9 protein-coding genes and 3 rRNA genes are annotated in these 17482 nt (G+C 42.4%); 6 read left to right on the plus strand and 6 right to left on the minus strand.

What is annotated here, in order from left to right:
- Window positions 1-15: 15 nt before the first annotated feature.
- Together EGC82_RS01295 and EGC82_RS01300 are read right to left on the minus strand one after the other, a co-directional pair.
- Window positions 16-1251, minus strand: coding sequence for a sensor domain-containing diguanylate cyclase (locus EGC82_RS01295; RefSeq protein ID WP_124729169.1), 1236 nt, complete (start codon window positions 1249-1251; stop codon window positions 16-18).
- Window positions 1252-1542: 291 nt separating this feature from the next.
- On the minus strand, window positions 1543-2088 hold the full coding sequence (locus EGC82_RS01300; RefSeq protein WP_124729170.1) for a gamma carbonic anhydrase family protein: 546 nt from the start codon (window positions 2086-2088) through the stop codon (window positions 1543-1545).
- A gap of 560 nt (window positions 2089-2648) precedes the next feature.
- Between EGC82_RS01300 and EGC82_RS01305 the strand changes: the two genes are divergently transcribed.
- The 5 genes from EGC82_RS01305 to EGC82_RS01325 all read left to right on the plus strand — a co-directional run bounded on the left by EGC82_RS01305 (window position 2649) and on the right by EGC82_RS01325 (window position 10949).
- Window positions 2649-4191: ribosomal RNA gene (locus EGC82_RS01305) — 16S ribosomal RNA — on the plus strand.
- A gap of 390 nt (window positions 4192-4581) precedes the next feature.
- Window positions 4582-7486, plus strand: a 23S ribosomal RNA gene (locus tag EGC82_RS01310).
- 147 nt (window positions 7487-7633) lie between these two features.
- Window positions 7634-7749: ribosomal RNA gene (rrf, locus tag EGC82_RS01315) — 5S ribosomal RNA — on the plus strand.
- Together the 16S, 23S and 5S rRNA genes form the textbook arrangement of a ribosomal RNA operon.
- Window positions 7750-7929: 180 nt before the next feature.
- Window positions 7930-8256: a helix-turn-helix domain-containing protein gene (locus tag EGC82_RS01320; RefSeq protein ID WP_124729171.1), complete on the plus strand. Its 327-nt coding sequence runs from the start codon at window positions 7930-7932 to the stop codon at window positions 8254-8256.
- Between the two features lie 371 nt (window positions 8257-8627).
- On the plus strand, window positions 8628-10949 hold the full coding sequence (locus EGC82_RS01325; RefSeq protein WP_244212517.1) for a putative bifunctional diguanylate cyclase/phosphodiesterase: 2322 nt from the start codon (window positions 8628-8630) through the stop codon (window positions 10947-10949).
- Here the strand turns inward: EGC82_RS01325 and EGC82_RS01330 are convergent.
- Entirely contained in the window at window positions 10915-11889 is a 975-nt protein-coding gene (locus tag EGC82_RS01330; RefSeq protein ID WP_124729173.1) for an alpha/beta fold hydrolase, read from the minus strand. The genes EGC82_RS01325 and EGC82_RS01330 overlap by 35 nt on opposite strands.
- A 64-nt stretch (window positions 11890-11953) precedes the next feature.
- On the minus strand, window positions 11954-13762 hold the full coding sequence (locus tag EGC82_RS01335; protein WP_124729174.1) for a DUF885 domain-containing protein: 1809 nt from the start codon (window positions 13760-13762) through the stop codon (window positions 11954-11956).
- 214 nt (window positions 13763-13976) lie between these two features.
- Here EGC82_RS01335 and add point away from each other — a divergent pair, with 214 nt between their 5' ends.
- Complete coding sequence (gene add / locus EGC82_RS01340; RefSeq protein ID WP_124729175.1) at window positions 13977-14975, plus strand: adenosine deaminase; 999 nt, start codon at window positions 13977-13979, stop codon at window positions 14973-14975.
- A 73-nt stretch (window positions 14976-15048) separates the two neighbouring features.
- Here the strand turns inward: add and hemN are convergent, their stop codons facing one another.
- Entirely contained in the window at window positions 15049-16389 is a 1341-nt protein-coding gene (gene hemN / locus EGC82_RS01345) for an oxygen-independent coproporphyrinogen III oxidase (RefSeq protein ID WP_244212567.1), read from the minus strand.
- 326 nt (window positions 16390-16715) lie between these two features.
- Entirely contained in the window at window positions 16716-17465 is a 750-nt protein-coding gene (locus EGC82_RS01350) for an NRDE family protein (RefSeq protein ID WP_124729177.1), read from the minus strand.
- Window positions 17466-17482: the final 17 nt, after the last annotated feature.

Raw genomic sequence — 17482 nt, forward strand, 5'->3', positions numbered from 1 at the left:
GTCATATGTATCGATCTAGTCAAGCGCAGGTTTTGAAAGCGCCCTTTTCTTGAGTCGCTTCTGGCTATACATATTATTATCAGCCTGTTTAAAGGCACTCGTCCAATCTTGATCATATTGTGCAAACCCGTAGCTAAAGTGAATGGCGGGTGAACAAGCGGCTAAGTCTTGTTGTAATTGTTTAATTTGTAATTCTATAGCCTCTATTGGGCCACGACATAAAGCCACAAACTCATCACCACCATAGCGCGCCACCAAAAAATCAGCATGCCATAGCGACTTTAACGATTTGGCAAAGGCTTTTAATGCATCATCACCGGCTTGATGTCCATGCTCATCGTTGAGTGGTTTTAAATTATCCATATCCAAGATAATAACGTAACTAGCCAACTTTGGGTCGTGCTGCCATTGTAAAATTGTGGCATCAAACTTCTTACGGTTGTACAGTTCGGTTAACCCATCATAATCTGCCATGATTTCAATTTTCTTTGACTTTTGATACAACGAAATCGCATTAGCAGCTTCTGAAGTTAGAATATTAACTAAATTAATATCGTAATCACCAAAGGCTTCCATCTTGCTACTGTCTAAGTTCATCATTCCATAAAGATCACCGTCAATATGAATTGGGCTCGACAAGGTTGAACAAATAGGTTTTATCGAAGCATGTATTAGTGCATGTTGATCTTCATTGGTGAGAGTGCTTTTAGCATTGATATTTTTCATATTGTTAATTACAACCGCTTTATCACAGCGACCGTTGGTTCGTCGAAACTGAAAGGTTTCTTCTAAGGTAAAGTTTATTTTTCGAAGAGCGTCTATATCTAAGCCCACAACCGACTCAAATTGTAATCTGCTGGTGTTCTTATCAACTAAAATAATACTACCCATTTCAGCATCATCTATAGCACTTACTGCTTTTTGTAATAGGGCGTCTAAAAAAGATTTTTCAGAATCATATTGGCTGGCCAAATTAACTAATTCATAAGTTGTATCGTTAATATGAATCACTTGTTCTAAATGTTGCCAAAGACGCGAAATATTCTGTTTGTTAATATAATAAGTGATGCCATAGCTCAAAGCGTAAACACCACAAATAAGTAATAGATATAAATACAGCACTGAACTGTCTGGAGCAGCAAGTATGAAGATAATGATTAACAGGATTAGAGGCACAACGAGTAAGAGTAGATGACTCTTAAGGTCGACATAGGCAATATGCTTATTGTTAATGCGTCCTTTAGTTTTCACTTTAATCATCCTTGGTAATAAGTAAGTAATACTGTTTAGGTTATGTACTGTGTTGGCTGTATTTCAAGTAAAGTAAACACATCCATAAAATATAGACCAATTGTGCTGTCAGCATATGTCTGTAATGACGACATAAATACTACAGCATGTGTTAGGGACGATCTATCCTATAAATTATTGTGAGTGTATCAATCAATATCATAAAGAAATGTGGGGAGTGACTTGTTTTGATAAGGCTTAAAACGAAATAGACCAATCAAAATTGATCCATATCGTATATACGAATTGACTCTACTGTTGTAAATCCACTAAGTATTCGTTTTTTAAACGAACATAGTTATCAGCAGACTGAGGTAAAAAGGCACGTTCAGCATCCGTTAACGGTCTCACTTGCTTACATGGGCTGCCTACATATAAGTAACCACTCTGCAAAACTTTATTGGGTGGTACCAATGACCCCGCGCCGACAATTACGTCATCTTCTACTATTGCACCATCAAGTAAAATAGCGCCCATACCTATTAGTACACGATGACCAATCTTGCAGCCATGCAACATAGCCTTATGACCAATAGTCACATCATCGCCTATAATTAATGGATTACCATCAGGGTTAGAAGGCGATTTACGCGTGACATGCAATACACTGCCATCTTGAACATTACTGCGTTTACCAATACGGATCTTATTCACATCACCACGAGCGGCCACTAATGGCCAAATACTCGCGTCGTGGTCTAATTTAATATCCCCGACAAGTACCGCAGACTCATCAACATAGACGTTATCAGCTAAATTAGGGTGTATCCCTTGGTAAGTTCTTACATTGGTAGACATAACAATCCTTATATATTCATGGTTTGTGACAGTATAATGCTTAAAAACTAGCTGGTCAGGCTAAATTATCCGCAAACAAGCTGAAAATAACAAATAACCTTTAAAAAGGCCTTGCACAAAATCTTGTGTTGCCTATAATGCGCATCCACTGACACGGCAGACAGCGAAAGCGGTCACCGAGTTGGGTTGAGTTAAGTGGTTAATAACACTGAATTCAAGGCGAAAAGAAAGTTTGAAAAAACACTTGACGCCGACACGGGAAAGCGTAGAATACGCACCCCAAGCCAACGACCTAGCGTCTTATGGCGATGTCTGAAAAATCGACATCACGTTCTTTAACAATCTAAACAAGAAATCTGTGTGGACATTCACAGGTATTGAGTTATTCGAAATTGTCTTCTGTTCTTCGGAATGTTGGCAATCAAAAAATTTAAACTCAATGCAACGATGAGTGTTCATAGTAATATGTACAAACGTTATCTAGGTTCTTCGGGATTTAGAAAACAAAATCAGAATTCATTGAGCCGATACATTCTTAAGGGGATGTGTCAAAAGAACTTTAATTGAAGAGTTTGATCATGGCTCAGATTGAACGCTGGCGGCAGGCCTAACACATGCAAGTCGAGCGGTAACACAAGGGAGCTTGCTTCTGAGGTGACGAGCGGCGGACGGGTGAGTAATGCCTAGGGATCTGCCCAGTCGAGGGGGATAACAGTTGGAAACGACTGCTAATACCGCATACGCCCTACGGGGGAAAGGAGGGGACCTTCGGGCCTTCCGCGATTGGATGAACCTAGGTGGGATTAGCTAGTTGGTGAGGTAATGGCTCACCAAGGCGACGATCCCTAGCTGTTCTGAGAGGATGATCAGCCACACTGGGACTGAGACACGGCCCAGACTCCTACGGGAGGCAGCAGTGGGGAATATTGCACAATGGGGGAAACCCTGATGCAGCCATGCCGCGTGTGTGAAGAAGGCCTTCGGGTTGTAAAGCACTTTCAGTAGGGAGGAAAGGTGATGTGTTAATAGCACATTGCTGTGACGTTACCTACAGAAGAAGGACCGGCTAACTCCGTGCCAGCAGCCGCGGTAATACGGAGGGTCCGAGCGTTAATCGGAATTACTGGGCGTAAAGCGTGCGCAGGCGGTTTGTTAAGCCAGATGTGAAATCCCCGGGCTCAACCTGGGAATTGCATTTGGAACTGGCGAACTAGAGTCTTGTAGAGGGGGGTAGAATTCCAGGTGTAGCGGTGAAATGCGTAGATATCTGGAGGAATACCGGTGGCGAAGGCGGCCCCCTGGACAAAGACTGACGCTCATGCACGAAAGCGTGGGGAGCAAACAGGATTAGATACCCTGGTAGTCCACGCCGTAAACGATGTCTACTCGGAGTTTGGTGACTTAGTCACTGGGCTCCCAAGCTAACGCATTAAGTAGACCGCCTGGGGAGTACGGCCGCAAGGTTAAAACTCAAATGAATTGACGGGGGCCCGCACAAGCGGTGGAGCATGTGGTTTAATTCGATGCAACGCGAAGAACCTTACCTACTCTTGACATCCACAGAAGAGACCAGAGATGGACTTGTGCCTTCGGGAACTGTGAGACAGGTGCTGCATGGCTGTCGTCAGCTCGTGTTGTGAAATGTTGGGTTAAGTCCCGCAACGAGCGCAACCCCTATCCTTATTTGCCAGCACGTAATGGTGGGAACTCTAGGGAGACTGCCGGTGATAAACCGGAGGAAGGTGGGGACGACGTCAAGTCATCATGGCCCTTACGAGTAGGGCTACACACGTGCTACAATGGCGTATACAGAGGGTTGCAAAGCCGCGAGGTGGAGCTAATCTCACAAAGTACGTCGTAGTCCGGATCGGAGTCTGCAACTCGACTCCGTGAAGTCGGAATCGCTAGTAATCGTGGATCAGAATGCCACGGTGAATACGTTCCCGGGCCTTGTACACACCGCCCGTCACACCATGGGAGTGGGCTGCAAAAGAAGTGGGTAGTTTAACCTTCGGGAGAACGCTCACCACTTTGTGGTTCATGACTGGGGTGAAGTCGTAACAAGGTAGCCCTAGGGGAACCTGGGGCTGGATCACCTCCTTACCTATACGACTAACTCAATACCTAAAGTGCAGCGATGCATGTGAGTGTTCACACAGATTACTTGTTAACTTCTTCGGAAGTAGAGTGAAATGCGCCGCGAGCCGGTTAGCATTGTTCTTTAACAATTTGGAAAGCTGATAGTACTAACTAAAGGCGCATGGATGATGATTCGTTGTCGTTTGTGTGATTATGTTAGTGCGAAAAACGTTAATGCGAAAGCATTAACACTTGAGTTCTCAACACACTGTTTAAGTGTCTTGAATATTCTAAAAGACTAAGGCGAGTCCACTTCCTGGTCGGGAGTGAGACAAGTAAAAACCAGCTGGTCATGATATGACCCAGAGCTCTTCTCTTGTTAATTCAAGGGTGTGAAACTCATTTGGGTTGTATGGTTAAGTGACCAAGCGTATACGGTGGATGCCTTGGCAGTCAGAGGCGATGAAGGACGTAATAACTTGCGAAAAGCGTTGGCGAGCTAGTAATAAGCATTTGAGCTAACGATATCCGAATGGGGAAACCCGGCCACATAAGTGGTCATCATAACGTGAATACATAGCGTTATGAGGCAAACCCGGGGAACTGAAACATCTAAGTACCCGGAGGAAAAGAAATCAACCGAGATTCCCCTAGTAGCGGCGAGCGAACGGGGATTAGCCCTTAAGTCTATGGGGTGTTAGTGGAATGTGTTGGAAAGCACAGCGGCACAGGGTGATAGCCCCGTACATGAAAACTAACCATAGATGAAAACGAGTAAGGCGGGACACGTGACATCCTGTTTGAATATGGGGGGACCATCCTCCAAGGCTAAATACTCCTGACTGACCGATAGTGAACCAGTACCGTGAGGGAAAGGCGAAAAGAACCCCTGTGAGGGGAGTGAAATAGAACCTGAAACCGTATACGTACAAGCAGTGGGAGCGGTTCTTGAGACCGTGACTGCGTACCTTTTGTATAATGGGTCAGCGACTTACATTTTGTAGCGAGGTTAAGCGAATAGCGGAGCCGTAGGGAAACCGAGTGTTAACTGCGCGTTTAGTTGCAAGGTGTAGACCCGAAACCGAGTGATCTAGCCATGGGCAGGTTGAAGGTTGAGTAACATCAACTGGAGGACCGAACCGACTTATGTTGAAAAATGAGCGGATGACTTGTGGCTGGGGGTGAAAGGCCAATCAAACTCGGAGATATCTGGTTCTCCTCGAAAGCTATTTAGGTAGCGCCTCGAGCGAATACCATTGGGGGTAGAGCACTGTTAAGGCTAGGGGGTCATCCCGACTTACCAACCCTTTGCAAACTCCGAATACCAATGAGTACTACTCGGGAGACAGACAGCGGGTGCTAACGTCCGTTGTCAAAAGGGAAACAACCCAGACCGTCAGCTAAGGTCCCAAAGTACTAGCTAAGTGGGAAACGATGTGGGAAGGCTTAGACAGCTAGGATGTTGGCTTAGAAGCAGCCATCATTTAAAGAAAGCGTAATAGCTCACTAGTCGAGTCGGCCTGCGCGGAAGATTTAACGGGGCTAAGCTAGTCACCGAAGCTACGGGTGCATTTCATTAGAAGTGCGCGGTAGAGGAGCGTTCTGTAAGCCGTTGAAGGTGAAGGGGTAACCCACGCTGGAGGTATCAGAAGTGCGAATGCTGACATGAGTAACGATAAAGGGAGTGAAAAACTCCCTCGCCGAAAGACCAAGGGTTCCTGTCCAACGTTAATCGGGGCAGGGTGAGTCGACTCCTAAGGCGAGGCCGAAAGGCGTAGTCGATGGGAAACAGATTAATATTTCTGTACTTCTGCTAACTGCGATGGAGAGACGGAGAAGGCTAGGCTAGCGCGGCGTTGGTAGTCCGCGTTTAAGGTGGTAGGTTGATTTCTTAGGCAAATCCGGGAAATCGTACTTTAATGTACAGGCTGAGAGCTGATGACGAGTCACTAAGGTGATGAAGTAGTTGATGCCATGCTTCCAGGAAAATCTTCTAAGCTTCAGGTTAGTAGGAATCGTACCCCAAACCGACACAGGTGGTCGGGTAGAGAATACCAAGGCGCTTGAGAGAACTCGGCTGAAGGAACTAGGCAAAATGGTACCGTAACTTCGGGAGAAGGTACGCTGCTGTTGGTGATGGGACTTGCTCCCTAAGCTGACGGCAGTCGCAGATACCAGGTGGCTGCAACTGTTTATCAAAAACACAGCACTGTGCAAAATCGCAAGATGACGTATACGGTGTGACGCCTGCCCGGTGCCGGAAGGTTAATTGATTGGGTTATCTTCGGAGAAGCTCATGATCGAAGCCCCGGTAAACGGCGGCCGTAACTATAACGGTCCTAAGGTAGCGAAATTCCTTGTCGGGTAAGTTCCGACCTGCACGAATGGCGTAATGATGGCCACGCTGTCTCCAGCCGAGACTCAGTGAAGTTGAAATTGCGGTGAAGATGCCGTATACCCGCGGCTAGACGGAAAGACCCCGTGAACCTTTACTATAGCTTGGCACTGAACATTGAACCTACATGTGTAGGATAGGTGGGAGACTTTGAAGCTTGGACGCTAGTCTGAGTGGAGTCAATCTTGAAATACCACCCTTGTAGTTTTGATGTTCTAACTCTGGCCCCTTATCGGGGTTGAGGACAGTGCCTGGTGGGTAGTTTGACTGGGGCGGTCTCCTCCCAAAGAGTAACGGAGGAGCACGAAGGTTGGCTAAGTACGGTCGGACATCGTACGGTTAGTGCAATGGCATAAGCCAGCTTAACTGCGAGACATACACGTCGAGCAGGTACGAAAGTAGGTCATAGTGATCCGGTGGTTCTGAATGGAAGGGCCATCGCTCAACGGATAAAAGGTACTCCGGGGATAACAGGCTGATACCGCCCAAGAGTTCATATCGACGGCGGTGTTTGGCACCTCGATGTCGGCTCATCACATCCTGGGGCTGAAGTCGGTCCCAAGGGTATGGCTGTTCGCCATTTAAAGTGGTACGCGAGCTGGGTTCAGAACGTCGTGAGACAGTTCGGTCCCTATCTGCCGTGGGCGTTGGATGATTGAGGGGAGCTGCTCCTAGTACGAGAGGACCGGAGTGGACGAACCGCTGGTGTTCGGGTTGTCATGCCAATGGCATTGCCCGGTAGCTACGTTCGGAATCGATAACCGCTGAAAGCATCTAAGCGGGAAGCGAGCCCCAAGATGAGTCATCCCTAGAGCTTTAAGCTCTCTAAAGGGCCGTAGGAGACTACTACGTTGATAGGCAAGGTGTGTAAGCGTTGTGAGGCGTTGAGCTAACTTGTACTAATGACCCGTGAGGCTTAACCATACAACCCAGATGGGTTTTACTGACCTTAGTGTTAGAATGAAGCGCTTAAACGGTGTGAAGAGACTCAAAGTAAGATAGAAGCAATCAGCTTTCCGAATTATTATTTAATGCCTAATGAAGAATTAGTGTGTTAGATATGCAAATTTGTCTGGAAACCATAGAGCTGTGGCACCACCTGATCCCATTCCGAACTCAGAAGTGAAACACAGTATCGCCGATGGTAGTGTGGGGTCTCCCCATGCGAGAGTAGGTCATTTCCAGGCGCCTAATTGACTTGCAAGAGTCGTGAAACAGCCCGCTATTATATAGCGGGCTTTTTTATATCTGTAATTTAAGCATATCGAAACATAGATGATGCTAACCTGCGCCGTCCATGATGACTAAGACCAATCCGTATTAAATTATGATCTAATACACTCATCATTTTCAAATTATTCTATTCAGTGAAAAATTACACATCTATTGAACTCGTTAAATTATCAACGTCAGAAAAAGACGCCCGTATGCGTATTCGCATTTTGGCAGTCTCTTGCTTCTTAGAATGTCACAATCGCGCTCAAGTTGCTCGCCAACTAACGGCTAGTCGTCGCAGTGTCAATGAATGGGTTAAAAACTACTTAAATTCTCGCATTGATGGTTTGAAAGCCAACATGATCTCGACAAAGGCTCATAAACTCGGCGAACAGCAAAAGCAGGTTCTCTATCAATATATTGACGAATTAAGCCGCTCCGAACTAGGTGGACGATTGAACCTAATCGATAGTACCTGAGGTGTTTGATGTTATGGTGTATATTTCTATCTATGTAAATAAATTACACTTACCGGTTAAACAAGGTAAAGTATGTAGATTGTTTTAAAGCTACTAATAAATAGAAAGTTTTTATGTTGTATATGTTATTCATCTTCATAACTATTTCTTTACTTATTGATAAAATAACCGCTAGCATATCTTCATATATTTAATTGGGTGGGTTCATTTTGCCTCGTTTGCCAAAACTTTCTCTGTCGATACTCGTTCCTGTATGCATTTTTATCCTTTACCTTGGTCTAGTCTCAGGAGAGTATTTTTATGAGCACGCTGAGCTAAATGAACAGCTTGCATTAAGGCAGTCAGAGCAAATACAGAAAGACTTATTTCGAATGCGTCATGTAGTCGAAACGTCTTTATTGATACAAGATCTTGAACGGATAGAGCAGGAGGTTGCGTTAGTTTCAACCGATCAAAATATGATGGTCTATGTGATACTTGATTCTGCTAGTGAAATTCAATTTGCAAATCATATTATTTGGCGAGAAAGTAATGCTACTAATGTTTTAGAGGGGTATTCTGCTGACTTGCATAGAAGTGTTATCAGTAACAATAAATCTTACATAAAGGTAAATTTTGAACGTTTATCTATTCAAGCTTACTATCCTCTAAACGCCAATTCACGTTATAGCAATTCTAACTCAGTAGAGCTTATTTATTTAGAATATGACATTGCTAATCTATTAGCAGAAGCCGTTGATAGTCTTTTAAAACGCTTCATTGAGATATGGGGAATAGGTGCTTTATTATTGTCACTATTTTGTGTCATGTTGCATTATTTACTTATCCGCCCGTTAACTCAATTAAGCCAAGCCGCTAAAAATCTAGATTCTCCCGATTTCAACACTGATATTTTATGTGCCTCAACCGAGTTGATTAATTTACGTGACTACCTAAACCAAGTTAATGGTCGATTATCTCGTAGTAAGAAACGTCTTAATGATGCAGAGCAACGCTGGCTATTTGCTGTTGAGGGCGCACGTAATGGGATTTGGGATTGGTGTATTTCTACTGGTGATGTGTTTGTCTCAGACCGCTGGAAAGACATTTTAGGCTATCAACCTTATGAGCTTGATAATGATTATTCTGTGTGGGAATCTCGTTTACATAGAGATGATAAAGCTCAGGTCTTAAATACTTTACAAAATTACATAAACAACCAACACGAGTATTATGAAAGTGTTCACCGTTTACGCCATAAAGATGGTCGTTATATTTGGATACTTGACCGAGGTAAAATAGTTGAATGGGATGAGCGCGGTCGACCATCACGAATTATCGGTACGATAACAGATGTTTCTGGTGACGTTAAAAGCCAGAATATTACAAATGATAAGCAAGGTCATAATGGCCTTACCGATTTAATTAATCGTGATGTACTGGCTGATCAGCTTTATGACTTACAAGTTTTCAGTCGCAAGACAGGTCAGTTTTCTGCGTTATTGATGATTAATTTAGATAATTTTAAATTAATCAATGATGCTTTAGGTCGTCAATTAGGTGACCGATTATTAATGCAGATAGCTGCGCGATTGTCAGGTACATTTTCTAGTGCTGGTTTGGTGGCTCGCCTTGGTGCTGATGAGTTCGTTATTTTAGCCAAAAATTTTGGTAATGAAATTGATCAAGCAAATAAGCGTGCGTTAGCATTAGCTAGTGAAGTAAGGCAATTAATTGGCCGTGGCTTTACGATTTCTGATCAAAACTTAACTATTTCAGCTCGTATCGGATTAGTTGTTTTTGATGGTATTGAGTCGTTAGAGCCGCAGGTATTGTTGGCTCGTGCCGACAGTGCTTTGGAGCAAGCAAAAGACAGTCGTTCTAATGGTTGCGCCATTTATCAAGCGGAATTAGATCAGAATCAGGTTCAACCATTTAAATTACAAAATGAATTGAAACTAGCTATCCATAACCAACAAATGTCATTGGTTTATCAACCGGTTGTCGATCAGGCCGGGCAGCTTAATAGCGTTGAAGTGCTAATGCGTTGGTATCATCCTCAATATGGCTATATTAGTCCTCGCAAGTTTATTGCATCAGCTGAATTGTCTGATTGTATTTTTGAGTTAGAGTTATGGGCATTAGATAAAGTCTGTGAAGTTATTAGAGAACTTCAGCAGGCTAATGCGACTGTTCCAATTATGTCGTTAAATGTGTCCTCACGACACTTTCATCAAGATCACTTCGTTAATGTGATTATGAATAGAATCAATGCAGCACAAATATCACCCACATTACTTCAGTTTGAGTTAGCTGAAGACGTGTTTGTTGTTAATGCTAACGTTGCCAGGAATAAAATTGCTGAGTTACAACGATTTGGTGTCAACATTGCGATGGATAATTTTGGCAGTGGGTCTTGTGCTGTCCATTTATTGCAGGGTATTCGTTTCTCACAAGTGAAGTTAGCGGCAGTTTACCTTGAGGACATAGAGTTTAACCCCGAAACTTTTAACATTATCAGTGCCATTGTTGAGTTTGCCGCAAAATTAAACTTTCCTGTTGTAGCTAAACAGATTGAGAATAAGCAACAACTTAATTTACTGACTCATGCTAAATGTACATGGTTTCAGGGGTATATTATTAGCAGACCGTTAGTTCATGACGATATCATTCAATTGATTAAGACGCAGTTGTCTTTGAGTGTAGTGCCATAAAATCAACAGTGTAAGACAATGCAATATTACGCATGTTATCGCTCTCAATAAATACCTCATGAAATGCGCCTTCAATAACAACCTTATGGCATTGAGTGCTCAGTGCTTGGTTTTGTGCCTCATTACAGACAATTCTGTCTTTCTGAGCTTGTAGGATGAGAATTGGAGTTTGACTGTTCTTAGCATAGTTAATACTTCTCTGTGCTGCGCTCATTGCTTCAAGTAACCAATGATTAGTAGGCGAACCCAATTGTGCCTTAACGGTCGCCTCGAATAGGTTACGATAGTGCTGGTAGCGGTATTGGCTATGAGTGAGCGGATTGCGCTTAAAACTATCGGGTTTGTAATGGGTTCCACCTAGCACAAAGGTACTATGCACTTTACCGGCTTCAATGCGATTATTATTGAGTTTTTGAGCTAACCAACTGACAAGTGATTTAGCAAATGGTAGTCGTATACCAAACATGGGTGCTGAAAACACTGCAGCAGTAAACGTTTTTGGGTATTTATTAAGATAATCACTTGCGATGGTACAGCCCATCGAGTGAGCGATTATAAATAACTCTTCATGCTGTTGTGGCTGTACGACCTGATCGATAAATTGAGCTAAGTCAGCAGTATAATCGGTAAAGCTATCAACATAGCCCTGATGAGGATTATGCGTGAGTCTGTCTGATAACCCTTGACCGCGATGGTCTAAAGCATAAACACTGAACCCTTGTTGATATAAATCAAATATCAATTCTTGATACTTTATATAAGATTCTACTCTGCCATTACTGATCACTATTGCGCGTTGTTTATTAGGGTGTTGGATCATCGCATAGGCAATGTTGATACCGTCAGTAGCACAGAAACTTGATTGGTGTACTTGCTGCCAAAAATGTCGTTGCTCACTCGTATCGAGCTTTAATTCGGATGAAAATTTCATGTAATGCATTGTTATTAAGCCAGTATGTTTGAATCTAAAATAGTATTTGATTTATAAGTGTTAATTTATCTTACTATACGTTGCTCATATCTTTTATGATTGCTTGTTGGCGAGTAATAAACTCATCAATCATTTGCTCGAGTACCGACATTGGGACTGAACCGTTTTCTAAAATGGCATCATGGAACTTCCTGATATCAAAATCCTTTCCTAGCGAATTCTCTGCTTTAGCTCGTAAGCGTTTTATGGTTAATTCCCCAATTTTGTATGATAACGCCTGGCCAGGCCAAGAAATATAGCGATCTATTTCAGTTGTAACATTATGCATTGAAAGTGCAGTATTACCGGCCATAAAGTCTATCGCTTGTTGACGACTCCACCCTTTAGCATGCATACCAGTGTCGACGACTAATCGCGCCGCCCGCCACATTTCATAGGTTAAGCGGCCAAAGTTGCTATATGGATCTTGATAAAACCCTGCCTCTAAGCCTAAATACTCTGAATATAAGCCCCATCCCTCACCAAATGCAGATATATAACTGTAACGTCGAAAGTTGGGTAAATTAGTCAGTTCTTTATTGAGTGATATTTGTAAATGATGACCAGGAACGGCCTCATGTAAAGTTAATGCTTCAAGCTCGTAGAGTGGTCGTTTATTCAGGGCAAAGGTATTAACCCAATAATAGCCAGGCTCATCGTCACGATTTGAACCTGAATAGCGTCCAGTGGTATATTTGGGGGCTATTTCTGCGGGTACTGGAGCAATACCATAAGGTGTCCGTGGTAATTTACTAAAATATTTAGGCAATATAGCATCGGCTTTTTTGGCTATAAACGCTGCTTCTTTAAGTAACTCATTAGCTGTTTTCGGATAAAATTGTGGGTCAGTACGTAAAAACGTTAAAAAGTCAGCAAAACTACCTTCAAAGCCAACATTTTTAATCACCTGCTCCATTTCAGCTTTTATACGAGCAACTTCTTGCATCCCAAGTTGATGAACCTCTTCAGCGGTCATTGGCAGTGTGGTGTAATATTCAACTCGATTTTGATAAAAAGCCTTGCCGTCTGGTAAGGTGGAAGCGGCAATACTTATTCGTGCATTAGGAATATATTCTTGAGTCATAAAATCATAAAACTGCTGATAAAGCGGTAGTACAATTTGCGCTACAGTTGACCGACCCTGCTCGGTAAGAGCTTGCTTTTCTGCTGCGGTAAAATAATCAGGATAATGGGTAAACGGCGTAAAGTAGCCACTGGCTTCAACGGGAACAATAAACGCGCTAATGCTGTCTTCAAAACCATTTAACGTAATTTTTGCTGGCGTTATGCCACTGGCTAAACCTTGTTTGAGCCAGTATGTTTGTTGAGCGAAATAACGTGGCAATTGGTTCAGTTTAGCTAAATAATGCTGATAATCTTCAACACTACTAAAGCGTGCTTTAGCAATCGATGAGATATACGCATGGAAACCACTTTCAGCCGTTATTGGTAAGTAGTGGTCATGAAAACGATACTGGTCGACTTCATTTTGTAGTTGGTCTTGTAATATTTTGGCATTGATAACATCAGCTGTTGATAGGTGTGTGCGATCAAGTTGTTTGAGGGTGTTAAGGATTTTGAGAGTCTGTTGATTCTTTTTGACTAATGTCTCTACCGATAAATCGTCAAGCTTTCCTGCTGCTGAAGCATCGCCTAAACTGGCAGCTAGCTCTGGTGAGTAGGCTAAATTAACAGCCCAACTCTGATCTATAATTGCTTGTAAAGAAGCATCTACCTGCGTTTGTTGATGAGCGATGGGTTTATCAATTTGAGTTGTGGTCGGATGATGACTACAACTCGATAAACTTAACATTATCAGTACCGGTAGGATCAGCAAGCGCATCGATAGTCCTTTATGTTTGAATCTATTTGTCAGCATTAGAGTATGCCCGATTTAACGATAAAAAACACATCACAAATGAGCATGTGTTTTAGTGTGATAGCATCCATAAAAAAACATTGGTCATCAGAGTTTATATAAATACATGTTAAACTGAATGCTATTCTCTGACCGACAAAACTAAACTAATGGCAGGGTAAGTTTATAGGGGTTAATTATGATAGATAAAACCATTCCGCTGGTTGATTTACATCGCCATTTAGACGGTAATGTTAATGTGAAAACCATTTGGGAATTAGGCCATCAACACGGTATTAAATTACCTGCTAATTCGCTAGAAGAGCTTGCGCCATTTGTGCAAATTCAAGGCAAAGAAAACAACTTAGTGGATTTTTTGAAGAAACTAGATTGGATGGTGGCAGTATTAGCAGATCTTGACGCTGTTAAGCGCGTTGCCTATGAAAATGTTGTCGATGCAGCATCACAAGGATTAGATTACGCGGAATTGCGCTTTAGTCCTTATTACATGGCGATGAATCATAATTTACCCATTGAAGGTGTTGTTGAAGCCGTTATCGATGGTATGCGCGCTGGCGTAAAAGAGCATGATATTAACATTAACCTAATTGGTATTATGTCGCGTTCTTTTGGACAAGAAAAATGTCGCTTAGAACTTGAAGGTATACTTGCTCACCGTGACAGCATTGTGGCGATGGATTTAGCCGGAGATGAGCTCGGTTTTCCTGGCGACTTATTTACAGAGCACTTTAAGCGCGTACGTGATGCTGGATTACAGATCACTGCTCATGCTGGTGAAGCCGCGGGTGCTGAAAGTATGTGGCAAGCCATTAATGTATTAGGCGCTACGCGAATTGGTCATGGGGTTAATGCCATACATGATCCTAAATTGATGGAATACTTAGCTAAGCATCGTATTGGGATTGAATCGTGTCCAACCAGCAATTTGCATACTTCAACGGTTAAAGATTATGGCGTTCATCCACTGCGTAAGTTTATGGATGCAGGTGTATTGATTGGCCTGAATACCGATGACCCAGGTGTGAGTGCCATTGATATTGCGCACGAGTATCGTGTGGTTAAATCTGAAATGGGCTTTAGTGATAGCCAGTTGGCGACATTACAACGTAATGGCGTTGAAATGGCGTTTATGTCTGACAGCGATCGTAAAGCGTTATACGCTAAAAAAGCGAAGTAAATAGCGAATGTAAGTAAAAAAATAGCCAGCAAATGCTGGCTATTTTTGTATTCTACTTTACATAAATAGTGAGTTAAATAACTCTTGAAAACTGCTGCTGACGGGCTTTTTGACGATAATATACATCAAAACACATGCAGATATTACGAATAAGTAGACGACCGGTCTGGCTTACTGTTAACTTTCGATCAGTGATATCAACCAATTTATCATTAATGAATGTTTGCAATAGTTTAAGGTCTTCAGCAAAATATTCATCAAAGTTAATGGCAAACTTTTGTTCAATTTTGGCCATGTCTAAATCAAAATGACAGATAATCTGTTTAATGACCGCGCGACGAATTTCATCATCGTGATTTAAGCTACAGCCTTTCCATAATGCATGACCATTAGCATCAATAGATTCGTAGTATGGACGAATATCTTTTTGATTTTGGGCATAGCAGTCGCCAATTTGGCTGATAGATGATACCCCTAACCCAAGCAAATCACATTCTTCTTGGGTGGTGTACCCTTGAAAGTTACGATGTAATTTGCCGGCATTTTGTAACTTTGCCAACTCATCATTGGGTTTGGCAAAATGGTCCATACCAATAAATTGATAACCCGCACCGGTTAATGACTCTATCGTTTGGCGAAGCATATCTAATTTCTGTTGTGGAGCAGGCATATCATGTTCTTTAATTTTACGTTGTGCAGCAAAACGCGATGGTAGATGTGCATAGTTAAAGACAGATAGACGATCTGGCGATAGCTCAATAATGCGCGCAATAGTTTTCGCAAAGGTTTCTGGTGTTTGCAGCGGTAAACCGTAAATTAAATCAACGTTAGTGGATACAAAACCGAGTTCTTTAGCTCTGGCAATTAAGTCAAAAATAAATTGTTCGTCTTGCTCACGGTTAACGGCAATTTGTACTTCTTTATTAAAGTCTTGAACACCAATAGACACCCGGTTAAACCCAGCTTCTTTTAAGGTGTCTAACATGCTGAGCTCTATCTCTCGCGGGTCAACTTCAATTGAGTATTCACCCACATCAGCAAAATTAAAGTGTTGTTTAATTAGTGCAGTCAGTTTAAGAATTTGTTCAGGGCTTAAAAATGTCGGTGTACCGCCACCCCAATGCATTTGGGTTACGGTGTAATTTTTGAATAATGGGGCGCGTTTAATAATTTCAGTGGCCAGATATTCAATATATTGATCAGCTTTGTGTGCGTGGCGAGTAATAATTTTATTACAACCACAGTAATAGCAAAGTTTGGCGCAAAAAGGGATATGTACATATAGCGACAGTTTATCTGATTTACTATTTTTAATAGATGTCAGTAAATTTTGCTCAGTAAAGGCATCGTCAAACTCTAGTGCGGTCGGGTAAGAAGTATAACGGGGACCGCTGTAATTGTATTTTTCGATCATCGACTGATCCCAACTAATCTGAGTGGGCTGCTTCAAGGCGTGTCCTCCGGGGTAAATTAGCAACAGGCGAAGTATGCAATGTTCGAGATCAAATAACCTTGATCTAGGTTGTAAAAATGAATGTTGCCTCATGGAATAAAGGCACTTTAGCGGTATCTTATATTGAATATTGCTAGGAATGTGGGACAAGTCACAGTTTGCCATAGTCAATGTGAGAGGTCATTGGTCGTTAGCCTTAACACACCAACTAACTAATACTTAGGATATGGGTTAGCACAAAGAATGTGATTTTGGTGTGCGGTAATATCAGTTAACTTAAGTTGGAATTAACCCATCGTAAAACGTTGAGAGCCTAAATTACGGGCTTTACCATCGTATCTTACTTCGGTTAATTGCATAGTTCCGCTACGATGTTTTAATACTATGCTGGTTGAACGAGTGCCATATTCTTCATGTTGGATAAAAATAGAAGACAGTCGACGCTCCCACTCAAGACTAATACCCGTTTGAGGTAAATCTTGATCCTTTGGTTGAGAGGTGTCGCGCATTATATCGAGTAATTTGTCTATGCAAGGTGATTGCATTTGCTTGATGTAGGCTTGCAGTTGTTGTTGACCTTTAGCCATTTTAGGCCATATATCATCTAATGCGCCGTTACTCACCGCATGAAACCCGGGCTCAAGTGTCGTGGTCGATAATGTTTTACTATTAAAGCAATGAAGTTGATTGTGTTGTTCGAAGACGAGATTAAACGGATTATAATTAACCGAGTGCTCAGCTAACCATTGATTGTTAATGTGTTGTTTTGTTAGTGCATCGACCACTAACTCACCGCGACTGCGAACGCCATCTTGCAATTCGATGGAGCGAATATTGGTTAGTCCTGCAAATTGGCCTTGCTCATTAATGCCTAACCAGGTACCGCCAGCTTGCTTGTCTTGTCCAGCTATAATGGTTGGCGTTGTTGGCCAGCGATAAGTCGGTTCGGTTGATCTGTGATGAAACTCATCACGGTTGGCGCAAACAATTAAGGGATAATCGACATGCGCTTCAACGGCAATAAATAAAATACACATGGCAGCTCCTTAAAAAT

Source organism: Shewanella livingstonensis, assembly GCF_003855395.1.
GTDB classification, from domain to species: domain Bacteria; phylum Pseudomonadota; class Gammaproteobacteria; order Enterobacterales; family Shewanellaceae; genus Shewanella; species Shewanella livingstonensis.

Excerpts from the sequence above, each read along its gene's own strand:
- EGC82_RS01335 (WP_124729174.1), bottom strand. The coding sequence starts at position 13,762 with ATGCGCTTGCTGATCCTACCGGTACTGATAATGTTAAGTTTATCGAGT.
- EGC82_RS01325 (WP_244212517.1), top strand. The coding sequence starts at position 8,628 with ATGCGTCATGTAGTCGAAACGTCTTTATTGATACAAGATCTTGAACGG.
- EGC82_RS01350 (WP_124729177.1), bottom strand. The coding sequence starts at position 17,465 with ATGTGTATTTTATTTATTGCCGTTGAAGCGCATGTCGATTATCCCTTA.
- hemN (WP_244212567.1), bottom strand. The coding sequence starts at position 16,389 with ATGATCGAAAAATACAATTACAGCGGTCCCCGTTATACTTCTTACCCG.
- EGC82_RS01300 (WP_124729170.1), bottom strand. The coding sequence starts at position 2,088 with ATGTCTACCAATGTAAGAACTTACCAAGGGATACACCCTAATTTAGCT.
- EGC82_RS01330 (WP_124729173.1), bottom strand. The coding sequence starts at position 11,889 with ATGCATTACATGAAATTTTCATCCGAATTAAAGCTCGATACGAGTGAG.
- add (WP_124729175.1), top strand. The coding sequence starts at position 13,977 with ATGATAGATAAAACCATTCCGCTGGTTGATTTACATCGCCATTTAGAC.